The organism is Nonlabens sp. Asnod2-A12, from assembly GCF_045063745.1.
Taxonomy (GTDB): domain Bacteria; phylum Bacteroidota; class Bacteroidia; order Flavobacteriales; family Flavobacteriaceae; genus Nonlabens; species Nonlabens xylanidelens.
This window is the reverse complement of the sequence record NZ_JBEFOB010000003.1, coordinates 1004254-1016672: the sequence shown is the minus strand read 5'-3', so window position 1 is coordinate 1016672 and position 12419 is coordinate 1004254. Positions and strand designations below refer to the sequence as shown.

At 31.8% G+C, this 12419-nt stretch carries 9 protein-coding genes; 8 read left to right on the top strand and 1 reads right to left on the bottom strand.

All coding sequences use genetic code 11. The features are described 5' to 3' along the window. Positions 1–225: 225 nt before the first annotated feature. From ACJJVJ_RS04685 to ACJJVJ_RS04650, 8 genes are all read left to right on the top strand, one after another. On the top strand, positions 226–2460 hold the full coding sequence (locus ACJJVJ_RS04685; protein ID WP_405369334.1) for a response regulator: 2235 nt from the start codon (positions 226–228) through the stop codon (positions 2458–2460). Between the two features lie 325 nt (positions 2461–2785). Further along, on the top strand, positions 2786–3496 hold the full coding sequence (locus tag ACJJVJ_RS04680; RefSeq protein ID WP_405369333.1) for a hypothetical protein: 711 nt from the start codon (positions 2786–2788) through the stop codon (positions 3494–3496). Between the two features lie 232 nt (positions 3497–3728). Continuing rightward, positions 3729–4415: a Crp/Fnr family transcriptional regulator gene (locus tag ACJJVJ_RS04675; protein ID WP_405369332.1), complete on the top strand. Its 687-nt coding sequence runs from the start codon at positions 3729–3731 to the stop codon at positions 4413–4415. A 53-nt stretch (positions 4416–4468) separates the two neighbouring features. Further along, positions 4469–7990, top strand: coding sequence for a metallophosphatase (locus ACJJVJ_RS04670; RefSeq protein ID WP_405369331.1), 3522 nt, complete (start codon positions 4469–4471; stop codon positions 7988–7990). Between the two features lie 31 nt (positions 7991–8021). Further along, positions 8022–9629, top strand: coding sequence for a glutamate synthase-related protein (locus ACJJVJ_RS04665; RefSeq protein WP_405369330.1), 1608 nt, complete (start codon positions 8022–8024; stop codon positions 9627–9629). A gap of 11 nt (positions 9630–9640) precedes the next feature. Then, positions 9641–10384 (top strand): hypothetical protein, encoded by a 744-nt coding sequence (locus ACJJVJ_RS04660; protein WP_405369329.1) that lies wholly within the window; start codon positions 9641–9643, stop codon positions 10382–10384. A gap of 25 nt (positions 10385–10409) precedes the next feature. Then, entirely contained in the window at positions 10410–11036 is a 627-nt protein-coding gene (locus ACJJVJ_RS04655) for a Pycsar system effector family protein (protein WP_405369328.1), read from the top strand. Positions 11037–11481: 445 nt separating this feature from the next. Continuing rightward, a complete protein-coding gene (locus ACJJVJ_RS04650) occupies positions 11482–11652 on the top strand; it encodes a hypothetical protein (RefSeq protein WP_170034560.1) in 171 nt (56 codons plus the stop codon). A 99-nt stretch (positions 11653–11751) separates the two neighbouring features. On the opposite strand, the gene ACJJVJ_RS04645 is transcribed toward ACJJVJ_RS04650, so the two are convergent. Beyond that, on the bottom strand, positions 11752–12417 hold the full coding sequence (locus ACJJVJ_RS04645) for a response regulator transcription factor (RefSeq protein ID WP_104515235.1): 666 nt from the start codon (positions 12415–12417) through the stop codon (positions 11752–11754). Between the last annotated feature and the right edge of the window lie 2 nt (positions 12418–12419).

Here is a 12419-nt window from a genome sequence, read left to right as displayed (position 1 = left end):
GCTTGTTTTCTTTAGACAAAAACTGTTTAACTCTGAAAAAATAAGTGATATAGTTAAAGTGTCATTTTAAGTAAAACTAATACGAAATATAAGTATTTGATAAACAGAAGGTTGTGTTTTTTGTATGTAGTTTTTTTATTTTTATTTTACCTAATTATTAATTAATAATTTTATTAATAGTAGCTTAGGTGGGTAGGTGTTAATATTTAATTTATAAATCAAAAAATGACGAAAGTCCTTTATTTTGTAACATTTTTCTTAGTTCTATTTAAAGTAAGCAATTCTACTGCTCAATACTCTGATGACTTGGATGCATACGCTCAAGTACATGAACAAACCTCCAACTTTAATCAGAAAGAATTAGATTCTATTACTAAAATAATGTTGACTTATTTTAATGATGGGGTTTATGAAAAAATACTTCAAGAGACACCAGAATTAATAAGAAATGCAAAAGAAATAGATTCTTATGAAACAGAATTAAAACTACGTAATTTATTAGGTAATTCTTTTGTAAGATTAGACGATCTAGAAAGAGCAGATGTATTTTTTTCTCAAGCACTTGAACTGGCAAAAAAGAAAAACGATACACTAGGTATAGTAACTATGTATGTGAATTTGGGTAATACTTATTTTACAGAAGATAGAGTAAAAGCTGCCGCTTACTTTAGAAAAGGACTTGATTATAATTATAAAGGTAATAAATCTGTTGAGCTCAACTTTATTATAAATCATAATCTAGCAGAGTTATATGTAGGTCTAGAGAACGTAGAACTTACTAAACATTTTCTAAGTAAGATAGAAGATCAAATCTATTTAAAAGAAATGGATGGTCGTCGTAAAACATTCATAGCTACGACCACTTATATTAAAGCTGGTCTAGCTTTACTAGAAAATAAACCACAAGAGTCCATTGATCTTACACTAGAATCTCTTAAGTATCAAAAATATATTGATGAGAATTATAAATTCGGAAACTACAAACACTTAATGGCAGGTTATGAGGCTATTAAAGACTACAAGAAGTTGAACGAAGTGCATAAGGTTTATGATTCTTTAAAAGATTTGAGAAATGAAAAAGAAACAGTTAAACAACAACAAATAGCGCGTGTAGAACTACATCTAGATAATGTGGTACAAGATTTAAGAGAGTCTCAATTAGAAAATCAGTTAGTGACTCAAAAAGCATCTGTAGGTAAAATGTTATTATTATTTTTCATAGTAGTTGCAGCATTATTATTATTAGTTGCGATTTTACTTTTAAAAGCAAAAAATAAAAGAGATAGATTAGTAAAGGGTTTAATTCTCAAAAACAAACAGTATTTAGAAGCTAAGGAAAAGTCAGAAGAGCTAGCTAACAGTAATACAAGATTTTTATCTACTATTAGTCATGAATTACGTACCCCACTTTATGGTATTGTAGGTCTGTCTGCCACTTTTTTAAAAGATCCTAGGCTAGCAGATTTTAAAAGTGAATTTAAATCTTTAAAATTTTCAGCAGACTATTTACTTGCTTTGGTTAATGATGTGCTTCATATCAACAAGTTTTCTTCTAAAGAAGGACATAGATTAACAGAGGTTCATTTTAATCTATCTATTTTATTAAAGAATATTATACAAACGTTTACTTTCTTAAATGAAAAACATAATAATATAGTTACTAAGTCATTAGATCCAGGAGTACCAGTAGCTTTATACGGAGATAAGATTAAAATATCTCAAGTACTTATGAACTTGATGAGTAATGCTAGTAAATTTACTGAAGATGGTTTTATATCCTTAACGGTGATTAAAAAAGAGCACAAAGGAAATAATTTAAAACTGTACTTTGAAGTTAAAGATTCTGGTAAAGGGATACACCCAGATCATCAAAAAGGGATTTTTGAAGAGTTTACACAAGTAAAAGACTCTTATGATGAAGATGTAGCAGGTACTGGTTTAGGACTGCCTATCGTAAATAAAATATTGAGCATATTAGGGAGTTCTTTAAAAATGAATAGCATTTATAATAAAGGTACTACGTTCTCTTTTACGTTAGACATTAAAGAGGGATGCCTAGAGGCTATTAATAAAGAAGCTCCATCTATAGATGTTAAATCATTAGAAGGTAAAAAGGTGTTAATAGTAGATGATAATAAGATCAATCAGCTAGTTACTCAAAAGGTCTTAGAGCAACATGACATGATGCATCGTACTGCTAGTAATGGTAAGGAGGCAGTGGATATGGTAGAGAAGGAATCATTTGATTTTATCCTAATGGATATAAATATGCCTGTTATGAATGGTATAGAGGCTACTCGTAGAATAAGAGAATTTGACGTAGAGACGCCTATAATAGCTCTTACAGCAACTAATTTTGTTGACCCAGAAAAAGAAGTATACCGACATGGTGTTAATTCTATTATAGTAAAGCCGTATGATACAGAGCATTTATTACAAGCCTTATTACGAGAGATGTAATTAGTTCTTGACTTCTCTTGTTCTAAAATTATAGTAAATTTTTCATATTTAATTTATTCTTCAATTCCTCTTGCAAACGATTTGAACTTCGGTTTGTAATACATGGAATATGTATCCATTTATCGAACGATTACTTCTCGTCGGATTTTTATTTTAACACTAGTTAATTATAGTTGGTATTTAGTGTTTATTCTTGTTCATTAAAACTTGTTTATTTAAAATTGTACCGATATTGTGTATTTAGACGTATTAATAAGTGTTTTATCTAATTAGTGTAAATACCTGCCATAAATATCTTTTTTGTCATAAAACCAATTCAACTATTATGAAAACTATAACGCTATTCTCAATTTTATTCATTGTAACTTTATTTTGTAATGCACAAGTAGGAATCAATACAGAAATTCCTAAAGCAACTCTAGATATAGGAGTAGCAAATCCTGCAGCACCAGAAAATACAGATGGTATACTTGTGCCTCGTATCGATGCTTTTCCACTGGTGAACCCCACAAGTGATCAAGACGGTATGCTAGTTTATTTAACGACTACAGAAGATAGTAACTCTCCTGGGTTTTACTTTTGGAACAGTTCTTTATCCAGTTGGTCTAAAGTTATGGTAGAGAACAGTACTATGCTTTGTGGTAAATCTGGAGGGTCTATCGGATTAACTGGTACGGTTTTTAATTTTCCAGATTTAAAATTTAATAATATTTTAGGAGCTTATTTTGTAGGTGATAAATTGCATTTACCGCCAGGAAATTATGAGATAGAATCAAAGCTAAGTACAAGTCCTAATTTACTATTAGGCTGGGATGTACGTGTTGATGGTATAGTATGCCCTACTTCTATAGCTGGATCGGCAAATACCATATCATTAGGACTAGGTTTAGGTGTAATAGTTACTGGAGTGAACACACAGTCTGCGATAGTTACAATTACTGATGCCTCTGAAGAAATAGACTTTGTTATAACAAGCGGAGTTGCTGTAGGAGGATTACTCTCTGATAGTAGTTACCTTAAGGTGACTAAGCTTTAATTTAAAATACATACATTATTTAAACAGTCTCTTTTGAAATTATTTTTTATTTTTTAAAAGAGACTGTTATATTTTACAAATCTTTCTGTTTTTATTAAATTAATTGCGTTTTTCGTAAATATTACTACTATAAATCAATCAACATGTCGTGTGAAGTAAGAATGCGCTATATACTCCATCTTATTCATTAATAAATAGTTTATTTTTATTTTTTAACATAAAATATCCAAATTTGAATAGGTTTACAAAGTATTGGTTTTTAGAAGGTTTTAATTTATTTAGTAAATTAAGTAAGGCTTCGATGATGCAATTGAGTGAGATTCCTGAAATGGAAAATATAGAGAAAGGAGCTCGTATAGAATTTGACAAGTTAAATAAGAACTGTGTTTTTTTTCTCAAAAAAGGCACCGTTAAAATAGTAGATGGTTCTTCTGGTAATGTAAAGTGTATAGTAAAACGTGGTAATATCTTTGGTGAGTTATCATTGTTTGAAGAAGGTAAGACTATTAAAGAAGTTGCTTATGCTTTAGAAGAATCTATTATATGTTTTATTGTTTCTGATAAAATGGAAGAATTAATAGAAAAACATTCATCTCTCAAGAATGGATTAATAAAGATTCAAGGTCTACGTATTAAAAAATTAGAAACGCGTTTAAGCGATCTTTTATATAAAGACAGTTCTACTAGAATTAAGGAGTTCGTTTTTTACTATGTAAGAGAATTTGGAGAAGAGAACAGTGACGGTACGTTCACGGCAAAAAATCTATTATCGCATAAGGATATATCAAACCTTACTAATACGTCTAGGCAAACTGTTAGTAATGTTATGAGTAATATGAGAAAAGATGAATTGATAGATTATAATTCAAAACATATATCGACGATCAACAATTTAAAAAAAGCTTCTGGAGGCTTTTAATTATATAATAAATTTAATAACTGTTCACTTGACATGTGAAAATCTCAAAAAGTATGAAACCCCTTAAATTACTTAAAAGCATAGTATGCGGTCTAGCTTTATTAGCAGGATATGCGGCGTTGGGACAAAAAGTAGAGACATCTGTTTTTGTTACCGCAAATACAAGCTCAGCAAGCGATCTTACCATTATTAAACAAATAAATAAAGAAGCTAGCACACTAAAGAAATCAAAAATGTTACTGCTGGGTAATGCAGTGCATGAAAAAGGTTATTCAAAGAATGAAAATCCTTTTATAGACGCTCAATTAAAAGAAGTATCAGAGTTTAATGGAGATGTTTACTTTGCTCCGGGAAATAATGAATGGGCAACTTATGGACATAGAGGTGTTAGAGACTTAGAAAAATATATTCAAAAAAATAGTGAAGCAAAGTTTTATCCTAATGATGGTTGTCCTATCAAAGATAAAGACCTTACTGAAGATGTTGTTTTAATAACGATCGATTCTCAATGGTTTTTAGAAGATTGGAATGATCATATTTATTTGAATGAAGATTGTGATATTAAAAACAAGACTCAGTTTTTCTTAGAATTTGAAAGCATTATTAAAAAAGCTCAGGGAAAAACGATAATGGTGGCATCACATCATCCTATATTTTCTAATACTAATGACGGTTTTTTAGCTAGAGTAGGAGGTACTTCATTAAATGATTTTCAAAACAAACAAAATAGAAAATTCAGAAACCGTATTATAACTCTAGCTAGACAGACAGATAATATCTTTTTTGTGTCTGGTCACGATGCAAATTTACAGTACATAAATAAATTCGGTTTACCACAAATAATTAGTGGAGCAGCTGGCAAAACGACAAAAGCATCTCCTGTAACTGAAGATGATTATGCATCTAGGGAGAATGGATATGTGCGTATAGACTTATTGAAAGATGGAGCTGTTAATGTCTCTTTTCAAGGTGTAGAATCGCCTCGTACTATAGAGGTTATACGACCAGTTGAAGATGAATTGTTTACAGACTTTAAAGAAGAAAGCAGCTTTGGTAAAACATATACATCTACGGTATATTCTGAAGAAGAAACAGAAAAAAGTAAGTTTTATAAAGCCGTTTGGGGAGAACACTATAGAGAGTTTTACAGTAAGCCAGTAGATGCTAAAGTAGCATTTATAGATACTTTATATGGAGGCTTGACACCAGTAAGGCGTGGTGGTGGACATCAATCAAAATCATTAAGATTAGAAACTAAAGATGGCAAGCAATATGTAATGCGTGCTCTACGTAAAAGTGCTATAAAATTCTTGCAGTCTACTGCTTTTAAAGATAAATATGTAGAAGAAGACCTTGAGGGCAGTTATGCAGACGGTTTCCTACATGATTTCTATACAACGGCACATCCTTATACACCTACGACTATTGGTACTCTGGCAGATGCGGTTGATGTTTTTCATACAAATCCAGAATTATTTTACATTCCTAAACAAGAAAAATTAGGAGTTTATAACGACGAGTATGGAGATGAATTATACCTAATTGAAGAGCGAGTAGAATCTGGTCATGTAGATCTAGCTAGTTTTGGTAAGCCAGATAAAATATTAAGTACTTCAGACGTATTACAAGAAATTCACAAGACAGGAAAAGAAGTAGTAGATGAGCCTTCTTACATCAGAGCACGTTTATTTGATATGCTTATAGGTGATTGGGATAGACATGAAGATCAATGGCGTTGGGCTTTATACAAAAATGAAGATGGTACAGAATTGTGTAAACCTATACCTAGAGATAGAGATCAAGCTTTTTCTGTCTTTGATGGTAGTATGTTAAGCTTTTTACGTTTTGCGATTCCTAGTATACGTATGATGCAATCATTTGATGAAGAGTTGCCTAGTCCTAAATGGTTTAGTTTTGAACCTTACCCATTAGATATGACATTTATTAATCAGTCGAACTGGCAAGATTGGGAAAGAGAAGCAAAATCTTTACAAAATGGGATGACAGACGAGATTATAGAAGAGGCTTTTAAAAACTTACCAGAAGAAATAAAAGGGCAAACTATAGAAGATATTAAAAGAAAATTAAAAGGTAGACGTGGTAATATAGTTAAGATAGCACAAGAGTATTACAGTTATGTGAATAGACATCAGGTAGTTACTGGAACTAATAAAGCTGATGTTTTTGAGATTGTACGACTGCCTAATGGAGAGACGACCTTAAGTGTTCATAGAAAAGACATAGGTGTTTTTAATAGAACCTTTAATAAAGAAGAGACTAAGGAAATCTGGTTATACGGTTTAGACGGTAAAGACACTTTTAATGTCACTGGTGAAGGAAAAGATTTGATCAAAATTAAAATCATGGGAGGTAAGAAAAATGACACCTATAACTTTGACAATACTAAGAAGGTTAAAATTTATGACTACGCAGGTAAAAACAATACAATTGTAAACAAGAAATCAAAAAAATGGTTAGTTGATGATTATGAAATCAATAACTACGATTACAAAAAAAGAAAGTATAGTATCAATCAAATAATACCAGTGATAGGAGTAAATGCAGATGATGGACTTCAAATAGGTTTTGTAGATAACTTTACTACCTATGGTTTACAACGCAATCCATTTACTACTAAGCATAGCTTAAGTGCTTCTTACTATACAGGTAATTCTGGATATGATATCGGTTATAAAGGAGAGTTCTCTAATATCTTTCATAATTGGAACTTTGGAGTAGAAGGAAAATATACCAGCCCTAATTTTGCACAGAACTTCTTTGGTTTTGGAAACGAGTCTACATATGATAAAGATGCTGTGGAGATAGATTTTAACCGTGTGAGTATAAGAGAGTGGAGTGCTGCTATTTCTTTAATTTGGAAAGGTAGAGACGGTGGTTCCTTCTACTTTAAACCATTAATAGAAACTTTTGAAGTAGAAAATGTAGCAGATAGATTTATCAATATCTTGCCAGCAAATTCTACACTTTTTGACGAGCAAACATATGTAGGTGCTGAGGTTAATTATTCTTATAAAAATAAGGATGACGCAGCTTTTCCTACTATGGGACTAGATGTAGGTCTTACAGCAGGATATAAAGCAAATGTAGATAGTGGTGCAGGTTCTGATAATAAATTCGGTTATTTAAAACCACACCTTGCAATAGACCATAGACTTAATAGAAGTGCAACGTTAGTATTAGCTTCAAAAATAGGAGGTGATGCTATTTTAGGAGATAACTTTGAATTGTATCATGCTGCACAAATAGGTGGAGGAGCTAGTCTAAGAGGATTTAGAAAAGAAAGATTTATCGGTAAATATGCCGCTTACCATAATACAGATGTAAGATTAGAACTTGGTAAATTTAAAACAAGTGTATTACCATTCAAATATGGGGTTACCGGTGGGTTTGATTATGGACGTGTTTGGGAAGAAAACGATACTTCAGATAAATGGCACAACAGTGTAGGAGGATCTTTCTGGATAAGTGGACTGGACACATTTACAGCAAACTTAGGATATTACGGTAGTTCAGACGGTGGGCAAATTTCCTTTGTATTAGGGTTTGCATTTTAAAATTAATCTTTAATCGATACAATAGATACTTATGAAAAAAGCAAAAGTTATAGCGCAAATAAGTCAATTAATAAATAAACAACCTGTTCATGCATTAGTTAATGGATTGGATCTAGTAATAGTCATGTTTGATGATGATATCTCTGTTTTATACGGTAGATGTTTACATAGAGGTGCATTAATGTCAGACGGTCATGTAGACGGTCATAATCTTATTTGTGGTGTACACGGTTGGGATTATAGAGTGGATTCTGGTGTGTCAGAGTATAATAACAAAGAAGTTTTACATAAATTTTCTACTAAGATAGAAGGTGATGATTTAATGGTAGATGAGTTTGAAATAGACGCTTATCTAGTTAATAATCCACAACCTTTTAATAGAGATAGTTATCTAGGTGCTTATGCAGACACGCACCCAGAAGAAACAGAACCTTATACAGGTTATATAAAAGAATTGGCTCAAAATGGATTAAAGAATATAGGGCATCATGGTTTTTCTGCCTCCATGGGTGTGGATAGAAACACACTGCCTAAATGGAATGATATCCAATTTTTACCGGCACAACTAGCTACCAGACCTTTACTAGATGAAGATGCTGTAGCAACTGAAGTAGTAATAGGCCCTAATGCAAAAAAGCCTCTAGTTCTTGACATTCCTCTATTTGTAAGTGATATGAGTTTTGGAGCCTTATCTCGTGAGGCAAAAATTGCTTTGTCTAAGGGAGCCCAACTCGCTGGTACAGGAATATGCTCTGGAGAAGGAGGTATGTTACCAGAAGAACAAGCTAGCAATTCAAAATACTTTTATGAACTAGCTTCAGCTCAATTTGGATTCTCTTGGGATAAATTAGATAATGTACAGGCGTTCCATTTTAAAGGAGGTCAAGGTGCAAAAACAGGAACAGGTGGACATTTACCTGGTAGTAAAGTAAGTAAAGAAATAGCTGAAGTAAGAGGACTTAAAGAAGGAGAGACGGCTATATCTCCTGCAACTTTTCCTACTTTCCATGGGGTAGATGATTTTAAAGCTTTCGCGAAAGCGGTAAGAGAACGCACAGGTGGAATCCCAATAGGATTTAAGATCGCAGCCAGCCATATTGAGAAGGACATTCAGTTTGCTCTAGATGTAGGTGTAGATTACATTATACTCGATGGTCGTGGAGGTGGAACAGGATCTGCTCCTACTATTTTAAGAGATCATATCAATGTACCTACTATTCCAGCACTTGCTAGAGCGCGTAAATATTTAGATAAAGTAGGTGCTACAGATGTAACCTTAGTTATTACTGGTGGATTAAGGGTTGCCGAAGACTTTTCTAAAGCACTAATGTTGGGAGCAGATGCTATTGCGGTATCTAACTCGGCATTACAAGCTATAGGTTGTTTAGGAATGCGTGCTTGTGGTAGTAATAACTGTCCAGTAGGTATTGCAACTCAAAAAGAATCTTTGCGTAGTCGTTTAATTATAGACAGTTCTGCAAAGCAATTGCACAACTACTTTGACGCAACAAATAACCTTATTAAAGTAGTAGCGAGAGCGTGTGGATATGATGATATAACAAAGTTTAATCAAGAAGACCTATCTACATTTGATAGAGATATGCACTTATTAACAGGTATTAATTACGCTGGAATTTAAAAAATAAAATAATGAAAAAGCAAATGCATCTAGCTGCTCAATATCTAGCAGCTGCAGGAATAAGTTTCTTAGAAAAAAAAGCAGATGATAGTCATACTAATCTAGGTTTTGATATAGAAAGAGGTAGTTTAGAAACACATCTTTTATCAGACCATGGAGACCAATTGTTTTTAAATTACGTAGATTTCTCACTAGAATGGAAATCAAAATCGAGCTCTATCGTTTATAATCTCGATGGGTCTACACATGAAGATGTTTTAAAATGGATTACAGAGACTGCTCGAAAGGCATTAAATAAAACGTATTCTTATAACCTACATTATGATTTACCTTATAAAATAGATAGCTCATTCACATTTAAGTTAGAAGATCCTAAAGAATTAGTAGATTTAAAAAACTTAAGAACACAAATTCAATTAAGCCTAGAGCAAATAAACGCAGATTTTAATCTGAATACGAGTATAAGAGTGTGGCCACATCATTTTGATTCTGGTATTTATACTAAGTTTCCAGATAGTGATATATCCATAGGTTTTGGTCTAGCTATACCTGATACGGTAAGCCCAGTTCATTATTTCTATATTAGTGGTTATAATAATAACGGACAGATGGAAACAGCAAATTATGCTGATTTATCTAGAGGAAAATGGAGTAAAGAAGGATTTAAAGGTGCCATTTTACCTGCTGCAGGTGAGACTGCTAGTCAGGCGACTACATTTTTCAAAGAAGCTATTCAGGTATTTTTAGCATCTTAATACATAAGATAGATAACAACATCTCATGAGTGATAAACAGATAAGAAAAGAAGAAGAGAAATATTTAATGACCGAATTAAATGTGGATAAGGAGAAGTTAAAAGCGCTCAAGAAAAAACTAGCTAAATTAGAACCTAGATCTGAGCGTGGTGTAGAGACTTTATTTAGACTACTTTCTAAAAATCAATACACGTTAAACTCGATGATAGATAAAAAATCTAACATCTTGATTTCTATTAATGCTTTGATTTTATCATTAATTCTAGGTACGGTAATGGGACAGCTTAAAAATGATCCTCACCTTATTTATCCTGTGATTATGATGTTACTTACTAATCTTGCTTCTATAACCTTTGCAATTTTTGCAACGCGTCCAGAATTAGTTCATGGAAATGAAAAGTCTAGAAATTTGATGTTCTATGGTAATTTTCAAAATATGGAAGAAGATGATTATGTAAATGAAATCACTTCTTTAATGAATGAAGGTGATGAGTTATATAAAACTATTGCAAAAGATACTTTTCATTTAGGTAAAACCATGAATCATAAATTCAAATTATTAAGACATTCTTTTCATGTGTTTTTAATAGGTATTATCCTATCTGTTATTGCTTTTGTAGCATGTCACGTTTTATTTGGTGGTTTATTATAAGAAACAATCTTTCTCAAAATAAAAAAGCACATACTTTAAAAGTATGTGCTTTAACTTCCCCTTAATATAAATTAATCTTCTGATTAATCTAACGGTACAAACATAAAGGTACGATTTGATATATTTTTACGGTATCCCTCATTTAGTCATTTAAATTCTTATTTTTCTTTAAACTACATTAAGAGGCCTCATTAAATAAGAGCTAAATAATAACGTCCAAACAGTATTTTAGATTATATAGGGTTTTGATATCTGTGCAGGCTGGAAGAGAATCTTTTCAAAAAAAATCTCGTTCTTCTGTTTATAATCCTATATTCCTGGCGACTTAACGAATAACGGTAAACTTATACCTACAGGATTAATGTTTTAAAGACTAGGGTTTTAATTTGCAAACTATAAAGATCTACAACTTTAGAGTTTTTTAGATCTGCCAGTTTACTTTTATATGGATACGTATTTAATTTTAATTATTGCTATACTATTTGCTATTGCCATAGCAACTTACATAGGTGTAGAAAAAATTAAGAAAAAACGATCTTCTGGTAGTAAGTCCTATCAGAAAAAACTCTACTATCAAGTTTATTTTAAACACTTTGTAAGTAATATTCCTGATTAAAAATAAATTATCTTTAATTTAAATACTTAGTACGACTTCATTGAATTGATTTCGTTTTAATCATTTCTAATTTATTTTAGAAAGACACTAGGTGTGATATTATATCAAACCTAGATCTTTAACAATACTTATCAAGTGTATAGCATTGCTAGCTCTAAATTGAATAAGTAATTTACCTTGTCTTTTTTCTATTGAGCTTAGACTATTAGGAGCTATGCCATTCTCCTTAAAATAATTACTTATAGCGTCTTTAGAATGCCCTAGAGATAGTTGTGTAAGCAGGTGAATATCATAGTCCACTATTTCTAGTTCGTTTCTAGAATGTAATGCTTGCTTAACCTGATCAGATAAGAAAAGCTCGTTTTTATAAACACTATCGATAGCTTTTGATAAATCTAGCAATCCATTTCTACCCTTACATACAAATGCATTAACTTCTATATTATTGATAAGGTGACGTACCTTTTGTAATCGGTCTTCAACAGAGTAAGTAATCATCTTCAGAGTAGGGTATTCTTTTCTTAATTGCTCTGTAATAGCCTCTCCAGAGCCGTATTTTTGAGCACGATGGTCTGTTTTAAAATTAAGATCTGTTATAAATAAATCATAAGGAACATTATTCTTGATAGCACTTTTTATTTCTAGATAAGCATCGTCACAGTATTGCACTTGTTTTACATTGTTAATACCTGCCTGATTTAAAACTGTCAGGACACCTTTATTGATACTACCAAAGTCATCTGAAATTAATACTTTCTTAAACATAT

Bases quoted from the DNA above. Each gene is read 5' to 3' on its own strand.
- ACJJVJ_RS04685 (WP_405369334.1), top strand. From the start codon at position 226: ATGACGAAAGTCCTTTATTTTGTAACATTTTTCTTAGTTCTATTTAAA.
- ACJJVJ_RS04680 (WP_405369333.1), top strand. From the start codon at position 2,786: ATGAAAACTATAACGCTATTCTCAATTTTATTCATTGTAACTTTATTT.
- ACJJVJ_RS04670 (WP_405369331.1), top strand. From the start codon at position 4,469: ATGAAACCCCTTAAATTACTTAAAAGCATAGTATGCGGTCTAGCTTTA.
- ACJJVJ_RS04665 (WP_405369330.1), top strand. From the start codon at position 8,022: ATGAAAAAAGCAAAAGTTATAGCGCAAATAAGTCAATTAATAAATAAA.
- ACJJVJ_RS04660 (WP_405369329.1), top strand. From the start codon at position 9,641: ATGAAAAAGCAAATGCATCTAGCTGCTCAATATCTAGCAGCTGCAGGA.
- ACJJVJ_RS04655 (WP_405369328.1), top strand. From the start codon at position 10,410: ATGAGTGATAAACAGATAAGAAAAGAAGAAGAGAAATATTTAATGACC.
- ACJJVJ_RS04650 (WP_170034560.1), top strand. From the start codon at position 11,482: ATGGATACGTATTTAATTTTAATTATTGCTATACTATTTGCTATTGCC.
- ACJJVJ_RS04645 (WP_104515235.1), bottom strand. From the start codon at position 12,417: ATGTTTAAGAAAGTATTAATTTCAGATGACTTTGGTAGTATCAATAAA.